The 22,556-nt window shown below is 49.3% G+C and carries 19 protein-coding genes; 7 read left to right on the top strand and 12 right to left on the bottom strand.

Annotation, left to right across the window (positions count from 1 at the left end; all coding sequences use genetic code 11):
• Nucleotides 1–101 precede the first annotated feature (101 nt).
• Together L0156_28585 and L0156_28590 are read right to left on the bottom strand one after the other, a co-directional pair.
• Nucleotides 102–1,124, bottom strand: coding sequence for an NAD-dependent epimerase/dehydratase family protein (locus L0156_28585; protein MCI0606961.1), 1,023 nt, complete (start codon nt 1,122–1,124; stop codon nt 102–104).
• A 2-nt stretch (nt 1,125–1,126) separates the two neighbouring features.
• The gene (locus L0156_28590; protein ID MCI0606962.1) at nt 1,127–5,503 is read right to left on the bottom strand and encodes an AMP-binding protein; all 4,377 of its coding nucleotides are present in this window, start codon (nt 5,501–5,503) and stop codon (nt 1,127–1,129) included.
• 156 nt (nt 5,504–5,659) lie between these two features.
• On the opposite strand from L0156_28590, the gene L0156_28595 reads away from it, so the two are divergent.
• Nucleotides 5,660–5,893 carry a hypothetical protein gene (locus L0156_28595; protein MCI0606963.1) on the top strand — a complete coding sequence of 78 codons (234 nt, stop codon included), beginning with the start codon at nt 5,660–5,662 and terminating at the stop codon, nt 5,891–5,893.
• 62 nt (nt 5,894–5,955) lie between these two features.
• Here the strand turns inward: L0156_28595 and L0156_28600 are convergent, their stop codons facing one another.
• From L0156_28600 to L0156_28620, 5 genes are all read right to left on the bottom strand, one after another.
• Nucleotides 5,956–7,329 (bottom strand): NCS2 family permease, encoded by a 1,374-nt coding sequence (locus L0156_28600; protein ID MCI0606964.1) that lies wholly within the window; start codon nt 7,327–7,329, stop codon nt 5,956–5,958.
• A gap of 63 nt (nt 7,330–7,392) precedes the next feature.
• Nucleotides 7,393–8,988, bottom strand: coding sequence for a nickel-dependent lactate racemase (locus tag L0156_28605; protein ID MCI0606965.1), 1,596 nt, complete (start codon nt 8,986–8,988; stop codon nt 7,393–7,395).
• Nucleotides 8,989–9,056: 68 nt separating this feature from the next.
• The gene (locus L0156_28610) at nt 9,057–9,743 is read right to left on the bottom strand and encodes an HAD family phosphatase (protein ID MCI0606966.1); all 687 of its coding nucleotides are present in this window, start codon (nt 9,741–9,743) and stop codon (nt 9,057–9,059) included.
• Nucleotides 9,730–10,761, bottom strand: a complete 1,032-nt coding sequence (locus L0156_28615) for a glycosyltransferase (protein MCI0606967.1) — start codon at nt 10,759–10,761, stop codon at nt 9,730–9,732. The genes L0156_28610 and L0156_28615 overlap by 14 nt, the downstream gene beginning before the upstream one ends.
• A gap of 351 nt (nt 10,762–11,112) precedes the next feature.
• Nucleotides 11,113–11,505: a hypothetical protein gene (locus L0156_28620; protein MCI0606968.1), complete on the bottom strand. Its 393-nt coding sequence runs from the start codon at nt 11,503–11,505 to the stop codon at nt 11,113–11,115.
• Nucleotides 11,506–11,708: 203 nt separating this feature from the next.
• Here L0156_28620 and L0156_28625 point away from each other — a divergent pair, with 203 nt between their 5' ends.
• The 5 genes from L0156_28625 to L0156_28645 all read left to right on the top strand — a co-directional run bounded on the left by L0156_28625 (nt 11,709) and on the right by L0156_28645 (nt 15,012).
• Nucleotides 11,709–12,788: a hypothetical protein gene (locus L0156_28625; protein ID MCI0606969.1), complete on the top strand. Its 1,080-nt coding sequence runs from the start codon at nt 11,709–11,711 to the stop codon at nt 12,786–12,788.
• Nucleotides 12,789–12,851: 63 nt separating this feature from the next.
• Nucleotides 12,852–13,583 carry a hypothetical protein gene (locus L0156_28630; GenBank protein MCI0606970.1) on the top strand — a complete coding sequence of 244 codons (732 nt, stop codon included), beginning with the start codon at nt 12,852–12,854 and terminating at the stop codon, nt 13,581–13,583.
• Between the two features lie 14 nt (nt 13,584–13,597).
• The gene (locus L0156_28635; protein MCI0606971.1) at nt 13,598–14,377 is read left to right on the top strand and encodes a hypothetical protein; all 780 of its coding nucleotides are present in this window, start codon (nt 13,598–13,600) and stop codon (nt 14,375–14,377) included.
• A 45-nt stretch (nt 14,378–14,422) separates the two neighbouring features.
• Nucleotides 14,423–14,572, top strand: coding sequence for a hypothetical protein (locus L0156_28640; GenBank protein MCI0606972.1), 150 nt, complete (start codon nt 14,423–14,425; stop codon nt 14,570–14,572).
• 80 nt (nt 14,573–14,652) lie between these two features.
• A complete protein-coding gene (locus L0156_28645; protein MCI0606973.1) occupies nt 14,653–15,012 on the top strand; it encodes a hypothetical protein in 360 nt (119 codons plus the stop codon).
• Nucleotides 15,013–15,131: 119 nt separating this feature from the next.
• Here L0156_28645 and L0156_28650 read toward each other — a convergent pair whose 3' ends face one another.
• The 5 genes from L0156_28650 to L0156_28670 form a co-directional block, all read right to left on the bottom strand.
• Complete coding sequence (locus tag L0156_28650; GenBank protein MCI0606974.1) at nt 15,132–16,007, bottom strand: HEAT repeat domain-containing protein; 876 nt, start codon at nt 16,005–16,007, stop codon at nt 15,132–15,134.
• Nucleotides 16,008–16,222: 215 nt separating this feature from the next.
• Nucleotides 16,223–19,129 (bottom strand): c-type cytochrome, encoded by a 2,907-nt coding sequence (locus L0156_28655; GenBank protein ID MCI0606975.1) that lies wholly within the window; start codon nt 19,127–19,129, stop codon nt 16,223–16,225.
• Between the two features lie 109 nt (nt 19,130–19,238).
• Nucleotides 19,239–20,312 (bottom strand): hypothetical protein, encoded by a 1,074-nt coding sequence (locus L0156_28660; GenBank protein ID MCI0606976.1) that lies wholly within the window; start codon nt 20,310–20,312, stop codon nt 19,239–19,241.
• A gap of 10 nt (nt 20,313–20,322) precedes the next feature.
• On the bottom strand, nt 20,323–21,111 hold the full coding sequence (locus L0156_28665) for a cytochrome b N-terminal domain-containing protein (GenBank protein MCI0606977.1): 789 nt from the start codon (nt 21,109–21,111) through the stop codon (nt 20,323–20,325).
• An 18-nt stretch (nt 21,112–21,129) separates the two neighbouring features.
• On the bottom strand, nt 21,130–21,681 hold the full coding sequence (locus L0156_28670; GenBank protein MCI0606978.1) for a ubiquinol-cytochrome c reductase iron-sulfur subunit: 552 nt from the start codon (nt 21,679–21,681) through the stop codon (nt 21,130–21,132).
• 240 nt (nt 21,682–21,921) lie between these two features.
• Here L0156_28670 and L0156_28675 point away from each other — a divergent pair.
• Nucleotides 21,922–22,556: PspA/IM30 family protein (locus tag L0156_28675; GenBank protein ID MCI0606979.1), on the top strand; the 635-nt coding region annotated here is incomplete at its 3' end.

Below are 22,556 nucleotides of genomic sequence, written 5' to 3' on the forward strand. Positions count from 1 at the left end.
CCATCATGCTGGCTCTGGTGTTCTTCGGAATCGGGTTCATTTTCGTCGTGGCTTTTGCTCTGTCGATCCTGACGAGCCCCGCGCTTGCCGTGGAAGAGAAATCAGTTGAAGATGCCGGCTCCCAGAAACTGGGTGCGTAGATACTGCACGGTGTCGTGGAGTGTTTCCTGCGGGTCGCGGGGCGAAAAGCCCAGCTCCTCTTTCGCTTTTGTGGAGTCGGCATACCAGAAATAACGGGACATTTCCATGCTGACTGGTTCCACTGGCGGTGTCTTACCCACCGTTTTGTACGCTCCTTCTACTATTTTGGAACTCACTGTGTGGAGTCTGGCCGGTATTTTGAGGCGTGGAGCAGAAACTTTTGAAACCCTTTCCAGATGGCCGAAAAATCTTTCCAGCGTCCAGTTAGGCCCCGCCAGTAAGTAACGCTCTCCTGGAATTCCGTGTTGCATCGCATTATAAAATGCAGGCGCGACATCGCGCACATCCACAAAATTCATGCCTCCCGATGGAGTGGCAGGAATGTCACCCGCCAGAAACTTCAACACATCCTGAGTCGAACTGAGCCTTTCATCGCCCGGTCCCAGCAGAAGGGAGGGATTTAGAATTACAAGCTCCATGTGATTTTTGCAGATCATTCGAGCCGTTTTTTCCTGATAGAGTTTGCTGGCGTAGTAAGGAAATTTGGAGATGATTTCGATCGGAGTCGGCCACTCTTCATTTGGAATTTCAAAACCATCTTCGGTGATGGCGATCGTTCCGCTGCTGGAGGCCAGAACCATTCTCCGGGCTCCAGCTTTGATTGCAGCTTCGCAAAGAATGCGTGTTCCATCCACATGGACGGCGTACATCTCCCGTTTTTCTTCGTCGTTTCTGGAGACGCGGCCTGCAAGATGGTAGATTTGCTGCACACCTTCCACTGCAACTTTTACGATTTCGGCCGATGTTACGGAGCCTTCCACCACTTCGACATCCAGGGTTTGCAACCACTCGGGCGGGGAGGTGGTTAAAACGCGGATCTGCTTTTCGCCGCGCTGGAGCAGTTCCTCCACAAGATGTTTGCCAAGAAAACCGGTCCCACCTGTTACTAATATCTTAGAGGAAGGAGTTTTGTGGCGGGGCATGATCAATCGCCGGTCACGGGCGTCGCTTCGATTTGCGGATGTTGTTCGCGAGTCCACTGGCGGCGGACGGTGTTCAAATCGATTGCGGGATCCAGACCCTCTTTCATACGTTCCACAATTCGTTGTACGACTGCTGTGATCAAACGGTAAGCGTCATTTTTCGGCATTCCTTTGGTCAATTTTCCCAGCAGGTCGTGTGATAGGAACGGACCAAATCGCACGCTCAGTTTGCGTGATTTGATCGTTGAGCTGCCTTTCGGCATCGCTTCGAACGTTCCGGAAAGATAGACCGGTAGAATTCCTTTGCCTGTTCGCAAGGCAAGGTAACCAAGACTCGATTTAAACTCTTGAATTTCTCCAGTGACAGACCGCGTGCCTTCAGGAAAGAGCAGGAGATTGTAGCCATGATGCAAATGATCGTGTGCCAGTTGGAGCGATTCGCGGAGGGACCCTTTGCGTTCCATCGGAATGAGGTTCGTGAAATTGTCGAAAAATGCGCGTTTGTATTTGTTATCGAAAAAATAATCGGCGGCAGCGACAGCCACCATGTTTTTTCCCGCATCTCCCATCGCGGTTTTCACGAGACCCATATCTAGATGCGAGCAGTGATTTGGGGCTACGATGAAATTCGTGTGAACCGGAATGTTGCCTTTTCCTTCGATTCGCACATTCATGACTTTCTTGTAGAAAATTCTTTGAATCACATCCAGGCCAAGGCTCCCGGCGTCTCGAAGGATGGATGGCAATTCTAGGTCTTCTTTCTTTTTCAAACTTCTTGTCTGCCGCTCCGCTGAAACCATCGCGCGGGATCCGGCTCGCAAAAACTCAGCAAGCTCCTTGATGTTTGTGATACCGCTGAGATTCGCGGTCGGAGGAATTTTGCGGCCACTGGCTTCAATGGCTGCTCCCAGCTCGTTGTACATCAAACTGTCGAAACCCAGCTCATCAAATGTTGTGTTGTCATGAATGTTTGAAGCAGGCTTTCCACAAACTTGAGACACCATCATCACCAGCCAATCGGAGGAGGGCACATCGGCAAATGCGGGGCGTTGCGGCGGTGCTTCAGCGATTCTCTTTTGCAGAATCGAAATAATCTCGCGTCTCTTTACCTTTCGGGTGCCGGTGCGTGGCAGCTCCTCATCATGGAACTGCAACCATTGAACGCGTTTGTAGACAGGCAGACTGGAGGAAATTTCACGGAAGTGTTCTTCTATTTTCGTGTGAACCTGCGAACGATGAAGTTTTTCATCAAATTCGTAATCCGGCACGACAATGCAGGAAATTCGCTCGCCGTCTTCATCAGGCAGGCCAACAATGCTTAGCTCTTTGATCAAATCATGATGTCTATAAAGTTCTTCAAGCTCATCCGGATAAACGTTTTTGCCGCTCGATCCGACAATCAAATCTTTCGAGCGCCCAACAAGGAAGAGGTTTCCGGCAGAATCGATGTATCCCAGGTCCCCTGTATGAAGCCAGCCATCGATGATCGTCATATCGGTCGCTTCCTTATTTTCATAATAACCGGCCATCACGTTTGGTCCGCGCGCGATTACTTGACCGATTCCCTGTTCATTCGGATGCAGAATTTTTACTTCCACTCCGGGAAGCGCTTCTCCAACGCTGCCTACCAGAGGTTTCGCATCGGGCCGGGTCACGGTTAAAACTGGAGAAGCTTCCGTCAGACCATAGCCTTCATTCATGGAGAAACCGAGGCCATAAAAAGTTTCATACGATTTTTCAGATAACGCGGACCCGCCACTGATCAGATACCGGATCTTTCCGCCCAGCCCATGATGAACGGGGAAGAACAAGAAAGGACCAAGATTCAGCGAGCTCTTTTCGCGGATCCATTTGTTCAAGCTGATGAGTCCTTTCACGAAGCCTTCGAGTTTTTCCGACTTGTCCCCGAATTTTTTCAGGATGCGGCGTCGCAGAAGATCCCATAGAGCAGGCACGCCCACCATGATGGTCACGTGTCCCTCTTTCAATCCTTTTGAAATGGAATCGCTGTTCAGCTCTTCGAGGTAAGTGATTTGCGCGCCACGGCTCAGTGGAAGCAAAAATCCGGTGGAGAATTCAAACGTATGATGCAAAGGGAGCATGCTCAAAAAGCCATCTTCCGCAGTGACGTCGTAAACTTTTAATAGCTGTGCCATCATACTGCTCAGATTTTTGTGCGTCAGCATGACGCCCTTCGGACGGCCGGTTGTGCCGGAAGTGAAGATCAGCGAAGCAATCGCTGTTGGTTTTGCTTTGGGCAGTTTTGCGGCAAGTGCAGTTTCGATTTTTTCGTCCCGAAGATCATAGATCTGATCGAACGTCCAGATCGATACTTCACGGCCCGTCTGCTTCAGTTTTTCCGGCAAACGATCATGCTTTCGCAAATATTTTTTGCTCAGGATCAAGCTTTTTGCATTTCCAGCGACCAAAAGATTGGCAATTTCATCAGTAGTCAAATCCTTATCGAGCGGAATTGCAGTGCCCCCGGCTTTTAAGATGCCAAAGTAGCTGATGCCCCATTCGGGAGAATTTTCCGAGAGCAATCCCACACGGTCATCTGCCGCAATTCCTTCACCGTGAAGAAATGTTGCTGCTCGCGTGACGAGCTCGTGCAGATCCGCGTATGTGTATTCTTCGAGTTCCCCCTTGCGCTCCATTCGCATGGCGATCCGGTTCTCATGAAGCTTGGTCACTGCATGGAAGAGTTCCATCAAGTTGCGATACGTGTAGACGCGTTTGGGCTTGGGACGGCCGATCTCTTCCATCTTCGGGAAGACCCACTTTTTCAAGCCGGGGAAATGAACCTTCAGCCAGTAGTGATACCAATCGATCGACTCGGGAGCCCAATTGAGCCGTTCGCGATCTTCTGTGGCGATCCGCGCAAACAAGGCCCGCACATGATCGGCGCGAAATTGATATTCGTTGAGCACCATGAACGGCCGGAACTGTTCGTAGGCATCGAGCCCTTCCTGGATAAACGCTTCCAAATGTTGCGCTCCTTTTTTGACGCTCTGAAGCAGACCACTGAAGGTTCCATAAGGTTTCGCCTTATCCAAAAGCTTGATCGCTTTTTTCGAAGTCTTGTGAACGAACGGTACGAGTTTTCGAAAATAGTTATCCTCGATCGGGCGCGCTTCCATTCGTGAGGCAAGCGCGTTGATAAACTGGTTGCCCGTTTCCTTATCCTGGAAGTATTTCCGTTTGTACAGGCCAAGTAAAGTAACAATTCTTCGCATGCGAGCAGGATTCACATCACCGCAACAAAGCTGATAAACGAGATCCGGTTCTTCAACGATGGTTTGTGCCGCTATCGAGAGCATGGCAGAGGCAACGAAATCGACCGGCACAATATCGAGAACAAGATTGTTATTTACCGGGAATTCAAATTGGCCGTTCAACGCAAAAAGAATCAGAGGCGCAGTCGTATTGAATCCTTCATTCCATCCACTGAATGGATAGCTGAGAGAGCTTTCCACAATTGCTGGGCGGATAATCGCGCGGGCAATGCCGGTTTCGGCTGCAATCATTTGTTCGGCCATGCTTTTGGTGTAGGTATAGATGTTCGGCCAGCCCCACCATTGGGCGCGTTGCAAGCCGAGATCGCTCATGCGATTTCGGATCCAGTCCTTCCGTTCGCGCGCAGCAGCAAGATTGAGCGTGCTTTCATCATCGGGATCCCGTCCCTCTTCGATCAATCGTTTGCGGGCGATCGCGTGGAATTCTGCGTTCAAAGTCGCATCGGTGGCTTCTTCTACGACAGAGCGGATCAGACGGTCGCAGTCTTTCAGCTCTTGATCAACCGAAAAGTGAGCGTCCTTCATGTCCTTGCGCCGCGGAAAGTAGCCAACAACAGGATCCTCTTCCCAAACCTGACCGGAGCGATTGCCTGCAACAAAACAGGTGCTGGTATGGACGAAAGCAGGACGCTTCATCCGCTTTACAAACTCGATCAGATTCTGCGTGCCTGTGACATTCGTTTTCAATGCCGTTTCAAGCGGAGGATTGAAGCTGACGTTTCCAGAAGAATTCAGAACCAGATCGATATCTTGAGCGATTTCTTGAGCTTGCTCTTCCGTATATCCCAGGTTTTTGTGTGTGATATCTCCGCCCAGAATCGTAAGTTTCTCGCTCAGATATTCTTTTACGCTGGAGCCGTATTTCTGGCGGACCGGATCAAACGCTGGAGACGAGAAGATGTTCGTCCAGAATCGGTCCTCGCTGTCCTGACTCGAGCCGGCGCGAACCATCAAGTAGATTTTGCCCACTTCGGGAAAATGGTGCAGCAACATGCTGAGCGTCACCTTCCCGAGAAAACCGGTGCCGCCAATGAAGAAAATGGACCGGTTTCGGAAAATCTCGCTCGGCGAGACCGTCGACATGGCACAAATTATAGTAGATACGGGGTAGCAGTACAAATAAACAAAGTAGCGCGGGCGTCCCGCCTGCGCAAAGTTCCGCAGACGAGATGTCCGCGCTACCTTGTTTATGTAACCTTCGCACCGTGGTCGTGTTTCATTGAGTGAAGGAGATAAGAAATGAAGATTTTAAAAGTACTGTTAGGTGCGGCTCTTGTTTCGATGTTCTTGATGGTAAGTCCGGTCTCTGCGGCGCACGTTCGAGCAAGGGCCGTTGTGATTCAAAAAGGGCATATTCACTCCGCGCGATGTGGCCACTATTATCACCGGAGCAAATGGTATTTTGTGAAAGGCCATGTGCACCGGCCTCGCTGTGGCCATGCTTTCGTGGGAGGCGTCTGGGTAATTCGGTAATCAAAGTAGCGCGGGCGTCCCGCCTGCGCAGAGTTCCGCAGACGAGACTCCGCGGTACTTTGTTAGTGGGGTAGCCCGAACACGTAGTACAGCAAACAGAGTACGGCGAGTACTATGGCCCCCGCGTTCAATTCTTTCTGTCGGCCGGTCAAAAGTTTCAGCACCGGATAAAGAATCAGGCCGGCCGTCAGCCCATTGGCGATATTGTACGTAAACACCATCATTGCTATCGTGGCAAATGCAGGAATCAGCTCGGTAGCGTTGTTAAAATCGATCCTTGCAAAGGAAGCGACCATCAAGGTACCGACCGCCATCAGCGCAGGCGCATAAGCGAAGCGCAGCATTTGCAGTGGTTCAATCAACGGGATAAGGAAAAGTGAAACTCCGAACAGGAGTGCCGTGATGACAGAAGCAAGTCCCGTTCGAGCGCCTTCGCGGATGCCAGTTGCCGATTCAATATAGGCGCCGCTTGTCGATGTTCCGATCACGCCGCTAAAGACGCAGCTCAAAGCATCGACAACCATGGGCTTTTCAATCCCCGGAAAATTTCCTTCTTTATCCAGCATATCGCCTGCGGCACCCAAACCCATCAAAGTGCCGAGCGTATCGAGGAAACTCATCAGGAAGAGTGTTAGAAGGACGGGCAAAAATGCTAGTTTTAAAACACCGGCAATATCGAGTTGAAATGCGATCGGCGCGAGCGAGTATTCTCCTTGAAATGGAATCGCAAGAATACCCTTCGGCGCATGACCGAATCCCAAAATCTGCCCTGCAATTGCTGTCACAGCAATGCCAATCAGGATTGCGCCTTTGACGCGGTGATACATCAGCACAACCATGATGAGAAAGCCCGCGATGGCGAGCAAAACCTGTGGATCGTGAAGGTTTCCAATCTTCACAGGCACATCCGGATTGCGAAGGAATTCTGTGTTTGGCTGCAGCATAGCGGCGGCAGGCATTCCGGTTACAAAGCTTGTTACAATTCCGGTTTCGTACATTCCGATCAATGTTAGAAACAAACCGATGCCAACCGCGAAACTGTGTTTCAAGCTGTTGGATACGGAGTTTGCCAACCACGTACGCAAACCAATCACCGTGATCAGGAGGAAAATGATTCCGCTGATAAACACGGAACCCAATCGCTGCTGCCATGTGATGCCCATCGCAGCAAGACCAAAGGCAATGAATGCGTTTTCACCCATGTAAGGCGCAACAGCAATCGGGCGGTTTGCGTAAAAGCCCATCAGCAGGCAACCGAAAATTGCAGCAAGTCCAGTAGCCACCGTGCTTGGTCCTGCTGGAATTCCGGCAAAACTCAGTATCGCCGGATTCAGAATCAGGATGTAAGCCATTGTTACGAAAGTCGTGGCTCCGCCCAGCACTTCTGTTCTTACATCGGTCCCGTTCTCTTTGAGTTTGAAAAACCGCTCAATCATGATTTAAAACGCAAAGGCGCAAAGACGGAAAGAAATATTTTTTTCTTCGCGCCTTCGCGTTGATTATTCCATGTCTGACATGAAAATTGGTGGGTGATGAAGCATCGTAATTTCAGCGGAACGTCCCATCATGCTCTTTGCCATGTGGATTGCCTCAGTCAGTGAGCTGGCGCGATCCCAGCCAAGCATTTCCGGAACGTAGGTGTTGTCTGCAACTGCAATGATTTTGCCCAGATGTTTGCGGCCGTTTTCCGCCCAGTACCACATGAAGAAAGGATGGGCTCCGTGATAAGCATTTCCGCGGCGGTACATCTGAATGTAGTTTGGATCGTGCGCAAATTCGAGCTCATATTTTTCGCGCAGCTCAAAGCTGTCCTTTGTGTCCGGAAGGCATCGATTGAAGAATTCGATGTAGCTGGGATGAAAGGCCGGATCAAATTCATCGTAACAGGGATGAGTCAGGATCATCACCCCACCCTTTTTCACAACCGGCTTGTTTCTATACATGTTGAAGAAGTAGCCGGGCCCCATCACCTGAACCAGAACCGGATTCAAAATCGAATTCACGTTGTAAGGAGATATGTAGGCGATGCCTGTAATCAAAATGTCGCATTGTCCTTTCACCGGAACTGCATACTGATCGAAGCAATGCTTCAACGTCCTTTCGTGGACCGGTTCGGTTTTTCCCGCATAACAGGCGATCATTTTGTAGTTCGAAGGAATTTGAAAAAACATTTTGCGTTTTGCGGCGCGCGGGAGCTTTTCCAGAGTTGCTTTGGTCACATTAAACAGTGCCCAATCCTTGTCGCTGAATTGATCTTCATTCTTTGCAAGAAAACTCATGGGACTCAGAAACATGTCGTTGTTCAGCGCTGTTTCAATATGAAAAACGTTCATGTGCTCATCAACAATCCTTCCCATCCTTTCGCACTTCCGGCTGAGAGAGGAGTGAGCCGGATCCATGTAGCTATCCGAATCAATGATGGTTTGAGGTTCGTGATGAGGGCGCAGGCTTTCATAGTCACACAATCCAACGGTCACTGATTTGTGACCGCCGTCCATTGGCACGAGATTGATGTTGACGTAGATCAGCAGGTCGCTTTCTGCCGCGCGGCGATTGATGTTGACCGGTTCCTGGTGGTCCGTTTGGCCAAGGGAGATCATCCCCTCCGGATCTTCTGCATCGTGATTGTAAAATCGATCCGGATGATATTCCTTGAATATTTTTGAGCCGACCATCCGCTTCATCTCCCCTTCGGTCAGTTTTCGATGAAGCGAATTTGCGACGATCAAATGAATGTCTTCGACTCCGTGCGCGGTCAGCATATCCAGAACGATTTCGAGAATCTGCTTGCGGATATCAGGAGTTTTCATGGGAGGAAGGGGAAGGGAAATGTCATCCATCGCTATGGTGACTTTCATCCCGGGATAAAGCTGTGCATGGAGCGGTTCAGCTTCCAACGGATGATGAAGGGCATAACGAATGGCTGCTTCCGGATTCGGCAACCCAACGATCGGTGGCTTTGGATAGATAACGCGCGTTCCAACGGGAAGATCTTCCAACAAGAAATCTTCACCGTAGTGCAGGATGCGTGGTTGAGAATCCGTGTCGATGTGGACTACGTGATCGTACTGTCTTCTCCGTAACGCTAAACTCATGATTCCCTCACTTAGCAAAGTAGCGCGGGCGTCCCGCCTGCGAGCTTAGCGCAGACGGGACGTCCGCGCTACGTCAAATCCAGGATCGGCCAGTTGTTCTGATTGGCGGCGCTGCGTAAACGAAAATCCGGATTCACCGCAGCCGGATGTCCTACTACAGATAACATAGGTAAGTCGCTAATACTATCAGTATAGCAGTAGCTGTCATGCAGGCTCAAACCTTCCTTTTCTGCATACGTCCGAATCCAGGAGGCCTTCGTTGCATTCACCATCACAGGAGGCAACAATCTTCCTGTTGCAAAACCATCCACGAATTCCAGGCGGTTCGTGATCCAATCATCGATCCGCAGATAGCGGGCAAGCGGCGCGACCGTGATGTCCAGCGCGCCGGTGACCAGAACCTGCCGCAATCCAATATTGCGCGAACGCTCAATCAAATCGATTGCACCCGGGAAAATGGATGGCTTAATCACCTGTTCGAACAATTCTTCAGACAGAAAATGCAAACGGTCTTCCGATTCTCCTTTATAAGAACGAAAGAATTTTTCCTGAAACACAGATCTGTTGTAAAGGTCGGTCAGAAAAAAGATCGGAATGGAAGCTGTAATTTGGGCTGTGCGCGTAATACTCTGAAGAACGCCTTGCTGGTTTCTTGCCTGAAAAAGCAGCGCATGAACCAGGTTTGTTTTTACAAGCGTGCCGTCCATATCGTAAAATGCGGCCGCCGATTTGGTTCGTTTGTTACCTTTTTTCATTGATTTTCGCTGGCAGAGGATGCAGAGACGGACGGTCTCCGGAATGTAGCAGACGGTAGCGCGTCCAGCAGAATACGAAAACAATTCCACTATAAACGTAATAGAACATGTGCCAGAAAATTGCGCCCGTGACGAAAATCAGACCCTTCTTGCGCAAGAAAAATGCGTAGAGGGAGCGGTTCAAGAATATTACCAGTGCAAGCAATAGGACTGCTTCGGCAACGATCGACCAGGAAGGAAAGAAAACTCCTATGAGAAGTAGGGCAAAGAATAGTGCGGCAAGCACCGCGCTGATACGGTGTGAGCTGTGCAAATTCAGCTCATTCGGAACCTCACCCATATCTGCAATCAGCCGTGACCAGGGGAAGGCCCGGTACAAAATGTCCGCTCTTAACAGCGAGAGGGCATTCCATTTTTTAAGATGTTTACCCTGAAGACGTTTGTCCAGGCGAATGAGTAGGTTCTTTTTTCTCAATCGCACACCAAGCTCGATGTCTTCAATTGAAGGATGAGGATAAATTTCCGCATTGAATCCACTTACGGAAAGGAACAGATCTTTGCGGATAGCTCCGCATCCGGCCCAGAACGTGCTTGCGTCAGCGTTGCTGTTGTGATGTACGAAATGATGCAAAAGATTCTTGTATTGAGAGAGAAAGTTTTCTTCTGCAGGCTCATCATCGTAAGAACCGAACACAGCAGCAAGTTTCTCGTCTTGCAGAATATTTTGAACCAGGGAAATGGAATTTTTGTGGATCACAACATCCGCATCTACGAAGAAGAGGATTTCGCCGGCCGCTTTTTCTGCGCCTAAATTGCGGGCCGCAGCAGGGCCTGAGCGCTTCGCTGTTTGAATCAGCTGAACCCCCATCGATCGCGCGATCTCTGGAGTCGTATCGGTGGAACAGTCGTCCACCACAATAATCTCTCGCTCCGGCTCCTCTAGCAGCGCCTTCAAACAGAGCGACAGCGTAGCGGACGCATTGTATGCCGGTACAATCACCGTGACCGTAGGATTCATGCTTTGTGAGGTATTGTACCAAATTCCTTCTAATTCAGCCTCAATCGGTTTGGCGGTATTTAAAACTAAACCTGACTCCCCTCCTTATGGAGGAGGGGATTGAGGGGAGGTTGGAAAACACTCCAATAAGACAACCCCTCTTTCTCTCCCCCTTGATAAGGGGGAGAAATCGAGCATCGAACCTTTAGGACATTTATCCTCAATCAGCGCGCCGATATTTGTATGTAAACCTGATTTCCCCCTATTGCAGCCCTACAAGGACTTCGATATCTGAATAGGAACCACTTGGCTTGAAGGAAACGGGTTTTTGAAGCGTTAGCACTCCCGGTACCGCTCGCATTCGCGTGTTGCTCACCAGAAGGGACATCCGACGTGAGTCCGGTGCCGGACACATTTGATTAGTCTGGAGATCCTGTTGTTCGGTCCGGCGGCAGTGGCTTGCACGCTGATGGAGGTTGAAAAGCCGTTGGCATCGATCTGTTGTGGCGGAGGAGTCCAGCTGAAACTGAATTTGTCACCGTTATAAACCTGCAGCGATGCGGATCCCGAGCTACAACTCCATCCTTTCGGAGGTGTCGAAGGGGTTTGTGTAACAGATTCCAGAATCCATCGTGGGCCGGCAGCGGGAGGCTTCTGATCAACAGGAATATTTCCATCTTCAGTATGTCTTCGAATCCAAAATCGGTGTAGAAACCAGAGGCACCAGGCGATCCAGTGCTTCCCGATCCTCTCGACTCCAGGCAATCAACAATTGCGTTACATCGTTATCCATAATTTACCAGTCTGCCATTTTACCATCGCGACGGTATTCAGACAGAAAGGAGGAAAGCTAATGGGTCAATTGGTTTCATGCCGGAAAAATCATATGGAAATTTTACCAAAACCGTACCGTTTTTGAATGACTTCGTTTTAACTCCTGATTACGATGTAGTACAGAAGAAAGCAATATGAATGAGCATGAGAAGGTTTTCGAAATGATCCGATTGAAGGATCAGGCAAGTCTGACGACAGATTTTCGGAATGACATTTGGTCGAGTTCGAACAACACAAGAAATTTTGCATCTGCTGCCAAATCACAACGACCAGCGCAATCAAAAAGGAGGATTTCAATGAAACGGTGGATTATTTCAATTATTGTGCTCGGTGTCTCTGCATTTGGGTTTTGGAGTTCGGCTTATGCGTTTCAGGGTACGTTAAATGTATCCATTCAGGGAGGAGGAAAAGTCATTGGAGAAACAGCGCGGGTAAGAGGAGCTGTTATTAACTGTGGTGGAACAAGTGGAACCGATTGCTCTGAAACAACGACCTCGGATAACGAAATTGTGATTACAGCAACGCCGAATTCAGGATTCACCTTTGCAGGATGGATCAGTCCAACAGGGGGTGCTGGAGAATGCGTGGGGCAGAATAACCCTTGCAAGCTCAAATTGACGCAGGTCACAACATCTTTAATAGCAACTTTTGGCCATAACATCACAGCAATAACGGAAGGCAATGGGGCAGGGAACGTCAAGGCTAGCGGTACATTTACTGATGGAAGTTCTACGCTTGCATGCTCGATTCAGCCTCCCCACGCTTGCTCGAAAAAAGTTGTTCCCGGAGCCGAGGTCATCTTTTCCGCGACGGCTTCAACAGAGAGTACTTTCCTGGGATGGTCAGGTGGCACTGGTTCTGCGATCGGCTGTAATGGATCGAAGAGTAACTGCTCTTTTGATATAAGCACCAACAGTTCCATCAAGGGAACATTCATCAAGAACCCAACACTGACGATTTCCATTAACGGCTTCGGCAAAGTAGTGCAAGTAGGAGGGGCTGAGCTTTGCGTCAATACCGCCTCGGCAAAGACATGCTTGCTAAAACAATTTGCTGCAGGACAAAAACTGATTTTGGTTGCCAACCCCCTGGGGGGTCTAACGTTTGAGAGGTGGTCATCTGGAGGATCAGCTGCTATTTGCAACGGCAGCACAGATCCGAGCTGTGTTTTTAGGCTAAACGCGGATTCGAACGTGCTGGCGTTTTTTAAATAGCGGTTCGGGCTCGTTTAACGTTGTGAACGCCATTATGCATCTCTTATCCAAGGAGGAAGAAAGATGAGAATACTTCAACTTTCCTGTTTTACATTGGTAGTTCTATTTGCGGCGCGGTCATTCGCTGTAGACTTAACAGCCGACATCACGGACCTGCAAATCCGCGCGGGAACGTCAATTGATGTGACTTTACAAATTGATCTAAGAGTTTCGGGCAGTCCTCAGACCAGCGCTACGCTTCGCGTATTTCAGGCAGTAGATCAAGGACAGGAACAACGGATTTGCTGTGACGATCAGGCGCTTCAAGTTTATACAGGTGCAGGAAACCGCATCCAGGTTCCCGCCACAGTTCCATCAAGTGCCAGAACGGTCCGTTTTCGAGCACTGGCCGATCCGCTACTGAGAGTGTTTGAAACGAATGAACAAAACAATTCCGACAGCGTAGACTCGCAGGTCGCGCCGGACATTGCATTTGTAGGCGTCACACCGCTGATTCAGCCTCAAATCAATCAATTCAAAATCAGCATGTCCGTAATTAACATTGGATTTCTGTCTGCGCGAGCATCCAGAGGACGTGTGCTAGTAGATGGACAACTGAAATCGAGTTTTGATGTGCCGTCACTCAAAGGTTTGGGGACTCGTCCTGCAAATCAGACCGGCCTGGAACTGACGGTTTCCCCCGTGGGGGCCGGACCGCATTCGGTTCGGATAGATCTGGATGTCGACAACCAAATTTCTGAATCGGATGAAGCCAATAACTCCGCCATCCGATCCGTATCAATCACTTCTCAATAGAAAAAGAGGATCCAATGAAAAGATTTCTACCATTTACTGTGTTTCTGCTCTTTAGCGTGTTTGCATATGCAGCCAGTGATTTTTCAGCAACGCTTAGCGTAAATCAGTCCAGTGTCGCATTGACAGGCCAGCATAAATTGGAAGTTGGCTTGAACCTTCTTTGTAAGTTAGCAGGCGACACTGCCACGCCAAAGATCAAAATTTTTCGTTCGCTCGATGGGGGACCGCCCGTCGAACTGATTCCTCCATCCTCAAGTATTTTGTGCAGCTCAACGGGAGCTAACTTTGGTTACAACGATTCATCGAGCATGCCGCTTTCCACCAGGAGAGCAGGTTATCGTGTAATACTCGACCCGGCAAATCTGGTCGCTGAAACCAATGAGAATAACAACGAGGCAAGCACTCTGTTTGAAATGCCGCAGCATCCTGATCTGTTACCCGGATTTGGCGGTTCCGTGAGACTGACCGATCTCAGCCTTCGCGCAGTGGATACAGTGTTGAGCCTCTCCGTTCCGGCAATAGTAAAAAATATCGGCAGCTCTTCCAGCGTTCCCTGCATAAATAGAATCCTTTTCGATGGATCGCTGGTTGGCACATGGTCATCCGGTATCATTCCGCCCGGACAAAGCGAGCTGAAAGATGTGCCTATTGTAATCACACTGCGAACGACGAATCTTTCGAAACCCCACAAAATCACACTGAAGATTGATACCGACAATAAGAATGATGAATGGGATTTCCGGCACGAAGGTTCCGAAAACGAGATCAGCCAGGAGTTTTCAGCCAAGCAATAGCTCGCTCATGCAATTCATCAAACAACTCAATAAAGGAGAAAGATCATGAAACTGACCAAATTCCTTTCAGTACTTTTTTCAATGGTGCTGATCGTGAGCCTTCATTGCGCGCTGGTGTCTGCCGAGACGTTGACAGTAGACGGACTTGGAAGCGGAGACGGCGTCATCATTGGCAAAAATAACACCACAGGGTAGAAATAATCAGATGTTCCTATAATGGACAAAGTCAGACACATTCCGGCACCTGCGCCGCAAAGATTGCTGCCGGAACACCGTTGAGCTTTCTGGCACAGGGTGTAAATGCCAGGTTTGCCCATTGGCGCGATGCAACGGGGTCAGCGAGCGTTTGCAATGCAGTCACCGCTGGTTGTAGTTTTACACTGAATCAGAGCTCCCTTCTCAAAGCAAGATTCAGTATTCCTGTCACGCTGACTGTTCAAAAGGATGGATCCGGAACCGGTTCGGTGCAAGGAGTTCTATCTGGTACGGCTCCAACCACAAACACAACCAAAATACAATGTGGCACGATAAATTCAACGAATTTGTCGGCTGGCACGATGGGACCGGATCGGCTGTTGCTTGCAACGGTTCAGCAAACCCCTGCACTTTCCAGGTTCAGGCGAATTCCGTCCTAAAAGCCACTTTTAAGAGGACGCTCGCGCTTTGTAGTTTTTGAGCATGCTTCCTTTATATGAAAAATGTGGATGAGACGCCCTCGCTCGTAGCGCAGGCTGGAAGCCGAGCCTGCCTTCCGCTAACGCAGCGCTTGAATGGCTTCGTTTCGGACACCCGGGTCCGGATCGGTGGTGCTGATCGCTTTGATCTGTTCTGTTAGCTGGGGATGGTGGAGTTTAGCGGCCGCTTTGATGGCATTTGTCATCAATTCCTTCTTGCTGGGTTCGCTCATCTTTGGAAAAGAAGCGAGGTAAGCTCGGTCCATCATTTTCGACAGCAGCGAGGCACCGGAAGGATCGCCGAGTCTGGCAAGCGCAATCGCCGCATTCCAGGAAACTTCGGCCGAGGAATCATCCAGATGACCTTGCAGCGCCGGAACTGCTTTTGTGTCGTTGAGCACTCCTAGCGCGTAGGCGCTCATGATCCGGATCCCGGGATCTGTGTTTTCCAATTTTTCCAGCAGCACGGGCGTGGCTTCCCGGTCCCCAATCGAACCCAGGGCCCAGAGTGACCAGATTACGGTTTGCGAATCGTTATCGTTTGCTGAATCGATCAGCGCCGGCACCGCGCGCGGATCCCGCAATCTGCCCAGTGTTAAAGCGAGATAGCGCCGGATTTCCGGGTCGGTCCCTTTTACCTGATCGTAAATCAATAGAATTTCCGGCAGGTTCTTGCGCGCTTGCTCCTCATAGTCTTTTTTGGGATTCGCAAGCAGGTTCGACAAATGATAGGCCGCCTGCCAACGTTCCGACTTGCTTCCGCTTCTAATATCGTAGAGGTAGTCTTTGACCGATTTTTCTTTCAGGGCCAGATTTCCAAATAGAACAATGATAAAAATGACTATTCCCACCACAAGCAGCGGAACGAACACAAAGCGGAAAATAATCAGAATCTTTTTCTCTTTTTGCGCTTCGATTTCGTTTTCGACAGGCGCTGAAGATGGTTCTTCGGTCATTTTTCTTCCCGATGATGACTCAGGTAGTGTTTTTCAACTCTTCGAATGGACCAAACAAATAATAGCCACGCGCCTGCAAACATTGCCAGCGAGAGGGCGAACACAAGTAGCGTGCCGTTCAAGACAAGCTCATATTTCACCGCAGAGGACGCGGAGAACGCTGAGTGAAGTCAATTTGTTCCTGTGCGGTCTCTGCGCTCTCTGCGGTGAAGAATTCATTGCGAGGCGGGCGTGGTTGTTGGCGCCGTAGCGGGTTCTTCCGCGCGCCCCGGAATCCGGAAGGGAAGATCCGGAGCGATCGATGCTTGCGGTCCTTTGCCAATGCTGAATAGATAATTTCGAATTGCGATCCGCTGCTGCAACGAATCTCCATTCAAAACATCCGGGATGGCTGCTTCCGGAAAAAAGTCCGGCATTCGCGTTCCGGGAAGAAGCTGTTGCGGATCATCCAGCCATTTTAGAATCCACTCCGCCCTGAGGCGCGAACTCGTCATCGTTAGATCCGGAGCGAGATCGGCGGAAGTTTTTCCTTCGGGTACCTGCCCGCCAACAACGTGACAGGAAGAACATTGAAACGTCGTAAAGACTTGTTGTCCTTCGCCAAGATGCACATTGACATCGGGAGGAGCATTAAAGGGTCCGACTTTACCGGAAGCCATGAAAAATTGCACAAGCGTGTTTGCTTCTTCATCCGATAACCGGAAATTCGGCATTCGAACGTTAAGCCATGGACGAATTTTTCCGGGTGATTTTAGAAACTCGAAGAGCCAGTCTGATTGAACTTTTTCTCCTTCGTTCAGAAGCTCCGGCGGGGCCATTCCCTCTTCTGTAATGACGGTTTGAATCTCGCCGCCCCAGCCATCAATGTTATGACAGGCGACGCAATTCTTTTCCATCACCAACCAGCGGCCTTTTTCAGCAACTTGTTCCTGCGCTGCCAGCACCTTTCGAGCTTCCGCCGGAACAATCTCTTTCGTGAGACCCATGATCAGCATGGTCAGATGCTGTTTCTCATCATCGTTAAACCCGAAATTCGGCATCATGAGTTTTTCATCCCACCGTTTCACACGATCCTTATCAAAGGAGCGTGGATCATGAAGTTTTTGTGTGATCCATGCGGGCACAGAATGTTCAACGTGAACGAATCCAAAATCAAATTTCGTCAGGAGTTTGCTGCCTTCTTCAGTAAGGGAAGTACCAATTCCTTTGGCGTTTTCCAAACCCGAAATCAAATGACATCCCGCGCATCCGTATCTCTGAACGAGCTTATCTCCCAGGAATGTCCACTTTTGCTCAGCGGACATTTTGCTGTATTCCTGTTCCGCTGACAGACCGTATTGCCGTTTTAAGTAGTAGAGGATTTCATCTTTTAGATAGCTTTCCTTTGCAGCAGGCGCCGGCTGGGCTTCCCATGCCGCATCCCGCAACGTAAGCAAGTAAGCCGCGATATCCATCGCTTCTTGATCGGTAAGTCTCATGTTCGGCATTCGTGTTCCGGGAGCATAATGGCGCGGTTCTTTCAACCAGTGGTATAGCCATTCGGGTTTGACCTTCGATCCAAGTTTCACAAGCGCCGGACCAAAACGTCTTCGCGATCCGACTTTGGGCATTTTTTCGCCATCCATCAAATGGCATCCTACACATCCGATCTCGCGCACGAGTTTTTGACCGTTTGCAGCATCACCGGTCACCGCGATAGCCGGGTAGGGAATCTCTTCCGATTTGGAGAAGAGGTACTCCACCATCGCTTTCACTTCCATCTGGCTTCTTGCAATATCATCCGGAGAACTATTGTTGGAGTTATGGAAGTACTTCGGCATCCGCGTTGTGGGACGGAATGCTGTTGGGTTCTCCACCCATTTCATGGCCCACTCTTTATTGACTTTACTGCTGATGTGCCTTAGATCGGGACCAACTTTTGGCAGGTTTTCAAACCCTTTTGTTAAATGACAGCCGTGACATCCGTTGTCTATGAACAACGAACGGGCGACATTGATTTTGTTCCCTTCAGGGATTTGGGCTACCCCTGTATGACATTTGATGCACGATGCTTCGACCATACCGGTTGTGTACATCGGCGTATCCCAATGGTGAAGTTTGTGCCAGTGATATTCCTTTTCCCAGCGTTTTTTCTCCTCTTCGTTGTCCGGTATGTGCACTGTCGTGACAAAATCCGTGGCTCTTCCCCGGCCGAGATGACAGCCGGTGCACCCGAAACGTTCCATCGGATGTTTGGATCCGGAAGCGACGTACAGATCGAGCTTGGGATGCGATACGTACGGCTGATGAATTTTTTCGCGATAACCGTCAACTGTTGCCCCTGCTTCGAATCCTTCCTGGTCAATCGGAACGTGACAGGTCATGCAACGATCAACTCGCGGAACTGTTGTAAAATTCAGATCTTCGAACTGATTATTCACCACAACCTGCTGGATTTTGATCGAGGGATTCAAGAAATCCATAAGAGGAAGATTGCGCACGACATTTGCTACGCTCGGCTTTATTGTTTCTTCCTTACGACGGAGCCGTTCCAGCTTTGTTGCTAACCTGCTTTCTTCTTTTTCCAGCTCGGCGATCCGCTTGGTGAATTGTTCTACGCGTGCTTCCAACGCCGCTTTTTTCTCGGTTACTTCATCGTTTTCTGCGGAAAATTCTTGTAGCTTCTCAAAGATCTTGTCCAGTTTCTTTTTCTCATCAGGCGCATCTTTGGGATGGTCAGCCACAGCCTCTTCATACTCATAGCGTTGTGCTTCATATTCCGCCTTTTGGAATTTGTGAGCTTGATCCGCTTTGTACCATGTTCCCTGAAAATCGGTTAGTTCATCCTGGGCTTTTTTCAAATCGGATCGCTGTTGCTGCAGCTGTTCCGTCGCAGCTTTCTTCTCTGCCAGGACCTTTTGATATTCGGGATTGGATTGTAAGGACTGCGCTTCCTGCACTCCTGCGGCTTTTGTCTTAGCAAGGTCCAGGCGGCGGAACTCAGCCTGAAAATGTTTCCACTCTTTTCCGAAATCCTGCCACATCATCCAGACAAAGGAGATAAACAACAGGATGCTGGTAATAGCAAACCACATGTTCAGACGAAAAATATCGAATGCGTGATCTGGATCTCTTTTAGGCATGCACCCAACCTTTATTTTTAACGCAGAGGCGCAGAGCCGCAGAGAAAATCAAAAAATTCTTCTCTTTTTTAGCTCTGCGTCTCCGCGTCTCTGCGTTAAATAAGAACATTTATATGTTAAAAAATGCTTCGGGGATTGCGATGATGTATTTCAGGTTGAACAACCACCGCATGTACATTTTCAAGGGCAAGGCAACCATGCTTAAGAACAACAGGGCGCCGATGTAAAAACGGGCCGGCCCCATCCGCAAATAAAAACGTTTGAAAACAGTTTTTGCCAGAACTACAGGAAGTACAAACGTATACACCCCCACAATGACAAATCCAACAATTTCGCGGAGCCACCATTGCGTGGGCAATCCCTGTTTTAGCAGCATGACCCAGAAGTATTCGGACAGATTGATATTGTTCAAGACCAGAACTTTGTGCACATCCCAGTATTCATAGGGTCCGAAAAAGTTCCAGTTGGGCCCGCGTAAGAATGTGCCAAGAACAATTAACAGCACCCAAAGAATCACAAAACCGAAAAGGAAAATTGAGATTTCCCATTTTCGCTCTTTAAAAGTGTAGTAGCCGCTCCCTTTCGGATTTACGTCTATGAAAGGAATTGCCATCAGTCCAAAAATGATAAGTCCTGGAAACACAACTCCGGCAAGCCAGGGATCGTAATACACAAGCATTTCTTGCAATCCGAGAAAGTACCAGGGGGCCTTGGACGGGTTGGGTGATTCAGCCGGATTTGCCGGTTGTTCCAGCGGAGCCTTTAATCCAATACCCCAAACGGCCAGCACAAACGAAAAAATTACAAGACAGATCAGTTCTGTGTAAACGAGATTTGGCCATACCAGGACCTTTTCATTGTCTTCTACTTCCTTGGGTGGCAACCCTTGAGCCATTCGATCATCGTTTGCCTTTCCTTTATACAACCCGTACCAGACAAAAAAGCCAACCAGAAAAAGCATTGCCACAATCGGAACGTTGTCCGGCTTGATGACGATTTCGCGGAAATTGGGATCGGTCATGCTGAGGACCATGAAGACTGCTCCCAAAGCAAAAAGAATTTTTGCCCACAGTGGAGTCCATATTTTTCGCGTGAAAAGGAGTCCGGTGAAAATGATCATGGATGCAGTGATCAAAATTTCAGGCTTGGTGATCCAGTTAATGACGGCCTTAAAGTACTCCATGGATCCTCCTTTACATAGGACCGGAAATTCCGCCGTCTTTTCGAACGCGCCAGAAGTGCACAGCCATCAAAATCGCAGCCACAACGGGAATTGCCACACAATGGAGCACATAGAAACGGAGTAAAGCGCCCGCGCCTACAAATCGTCCGGCCAACAAAGCAAAACGCGCGTCATCTCCCGCATGCACCAACGCAACATCGCCCAGCTTCAATAAACTTGCGCCCGGTCCTTCATGACCAAGAAACGGTGTCGCGCGCGCCATATTTGATCCAACCGTGATCGCCCAGATTGCGAGCTGATCCCACGGTAAGAGATAACCCGTGAAGCTCAGCAGCAAAGTGAGGACAAGCAAGATGACACCCACCACCCAGTTGAATTCGCGGGGTGGTTTATAACTGCCGGTCAAGAAAACCCGCAACATGTGAAGCCAAACAGAAATCACCATCGCGTGCGCTCCCCACCGGTGCAGCTCACGCATGATTCCCAGTGGAATCTGTTCCCCCAATTCCACGATATCCATATACGCATATTCCAGAGTGGGGCGGTAGTAAAACATCAAAAGCAAACCCGTAAAGGTTTCCACAAGAAAGAGGAAGAAAGTTAACCCGCCCATGCACCATGTGTAACCAAGCGCTATTCCTGATTTTCTGATGCGAACAGGATGAAGATGCAAAAATACATTATTCAAAACTGCGAGAGCTCTTCCGCGTGTATCTTTCGGCACTGCGTGGCGGAAAATAGATTTCCAAACTTGCGAGCGGATGATTTGGGACCAGATTCCTCTTTTCGGTGCAGCCATATTTACTCCCTAGCGCTCTTAAACACGAACGAACGACTCAGAATCATTCCATTCGCCTTTTTCTTGCTGAAACTTTTTACTCTTATCCACGATCAACTGGCCATCATCGGACAGGGTAATTCTCCATCGTTCCAGTGGACGGGGCGCAGGACCCTCAAAATTGATTCCGGTAGGATAGAAGCCGCTTCCGTGGCACGGACATTTGAATTTTCCCTCTGCTTCAAGCCAGTTGGGAGTGCAACCTAAGTGTGTGCATGTTGTGCTCAAAGCGTAAATGATTTCCGGAGTCCGCACGATCCAGGTACTCTGCTTTTCTTTCCATCGTTCATCCACTTTTCCTACAGCGTAATCTTCAGGAAAACCAGCCTTAAAGGTCGCGGGCGGTTCAAACAATACGTTGGGAAACATAAAGCGCATGGTCGCTGTGGCAGCAACTCCCATCGCGGCAGTAAACGCGCCCCACGCAATTGCCAACCAGGTGACAAAACTTCTTCGCGATACTTTCTCTTCTTTCTTGGCCGGAGCAGGTTTTACAGGGGGTTCCAATCCAGGTTTCGGACCTTCGGTCATTCTTCCTCTCTATTTATGAATAACGACTCGTGAATGAAAAATCAATCTTAGCGGAAAGGGTATTCTTGTCAAGCTGAGAAAGGGATGAAAAGTGTTCAAAGAGTTGCGGGCTTTTACTAAACACCTTCAACACTTTGAACCTCTTGAACAACTGGAACTCTTCTTGGCAGGATGCGTCTTATCCTTATGATATAATCGCGCAAGGTGAAAGCCTGCCCGGAAGCATGAGGAGGTAACGAAATGTTTCAGCGCGTAAGGCGGATGTTTGCTGCCATGTTCAACTGGATGATGGGTAAGACTGAATCCCAGATGACGATTCCCATGTTAGAGCAAACGGTTCGTGAAATGCTCGACAGTTTGAAGACGCTTCGAGAAGCGACAGCCATGACTCTCGGTTTTGAAGCGCGGGCGGAGCGTGAAGCCAAAGTAAAAAAGGAACGGGTGAAGACTTTGCAGATGCAGGCTGAAGAAGCTTTGCGTCAGGGAAATGAGAAGCTGGCCCGTCGGGCTTTGCAGCTTCAGATGGAAGCCCAAGCGGAAATGGAACGCGCTGATACGACATGGAAAACTTCCAAAGTTCGGGCCGATGCAGCAAGAGCCAAACTAAAAGTGGAAGAGGAAAAGGTACAGGATAAGATTCGCAGACTGGGTGAATTGAAGGCGGTTGCTGCGATGAATGACGCTCAAAAAAGGATGCTGGAGATCACCGACAAATACAATATTGATGGTGCGATGAGCACTTTTGATTCCGCTGCTCAGGCGGTCCAGGATGAGTCGGATAAGCTGGCGGCACATGATAAATTGATGGTCAGCGAGGGAGAAGAGCTCGATAAAGAGCTGGAGAAACTTACAGGGAAGGTGAAAGTGGATGCTGC

It is taken from the genome of bacterium (genome assembly GCA_022616075.1).
GTDB lineage: Bacteria > Acidobacteriota > HRBIN11 > JAKEFK01 > JAKEFK01 > JAKEFK01.

Excerpts from the sequence above, each read along its gene's own strand:
- L0156_28585 (MCI0606961.1), bottom strand. The coding sequence starts at position 1,124 with ATGCCCCGCCACAAAACTCCTTCCTCTAAGATATTAGTAACAGGTGGG.
- L0156_28590 (MCI0606962.1), bottom strand. The coding sequence starts at position 5,503 with ATGTCGACGGTCTCGCCGAGCGAGATTTTCCGAAACCGGTCCATTTTC.
- L0156_28595 (MCI0606963.1), top strand. The coding sequence starts at position 5,660 with ATGAAGATTTTAAAAGTACTGTTAGGTGCGGCTCTTGTTTCGATGTTC.
- L0156_28600 (MCI0606964.1), bottom strand. The coding sequence starts at position 7,329 with ATGATTGAGCGGTTTTTCAAACTCAAAGAGAACGGGACCGATGTAAGA.
- L0156_28605 (MCI0606965.1), bottom strand. The coding sequence starts at position 8,988 with ATGAGTTTAGCGTTACGGAGAAGACAGTACGATCACGTAGTCCACATC.
- L0156_28610 (MCI0606966.1), bottom strand. The coding sequence starts at position 9,743 with ATGAAAAAAGGTAACAAACGAACCAAATCGGCGGCCGCATTTTACGAT.
- L0156_28615 (MCI0606967.1), bottom strand. The coding sequence starts at position 10,761 with ATGAATCCTACGGTCACGGTGATTGTACCGGCATACAATGCGTCCGCT.
- L0156_28625 (MCI0606969.1), top strand. The coding sequence starts at position 11,709 with ATGAATGAGCATGAGAAGGTTTTCGAAATGATCCGATTGAAGGATCAG.
- L0156_28630 (MCI0606970.1), top strand. The coding sequence starts at position 12,852 with ATGAGAATACTTCAACTTTCCTGTTTTACATTGGTAGTTCTATTTGCG.
- L0156_28635 (MCI0606971.1), top strand. The coding sequence starts at position 13,598 with ATGAAAAGATTTCTACCATTTACTGTGTTTCTGCTCTTTAGCGTGTTT.
- L0156_28640 (MCI0606972.1), top strand. The coding sequence starts at position 14,423 with ATGAAACTGACCAAATTCCTTTCAGTACTTTTTTCAATGGTGCTGATC.
- L0156_28650 (MCI0606974.1), bottom strand. The coding sequence starts at position 16,007 with ATGACCGAAGAACCATCTTCAGCGCCTGTCGAAAACGAAATCGAAGCG.
- L0156_28655 (MCI0606975.1), bottom strand. The coding sequence starts at position 19,129 with ATGCCTAAAAGAGATCCAGATCACGCATTCGATATTTTTCGTCTGAAC.
- L0156_28660 (MCI0606976.1), bottom strand. The coding sequence starts at position 20,312 with ATGGAGTACTTTAAGGCCGTCATTAACTGGATCACCAAGCCTGAAATT.
- L0156_28665 (MCI0606977.1), bottom strand. The coding sequence starts at position 21,111 with ATGGCTGCACCGAAAAGAGGAATCTGGTCCCAAATCATCCGCTCGCAA.
- L0156_28670 (MCI0606978.1), bottom strand. The coding sequence starts at position 21,681 with ATGACCGAAGGTCCGAAACCTGGATTGGAACCCCCTGTAAAACCTGCT.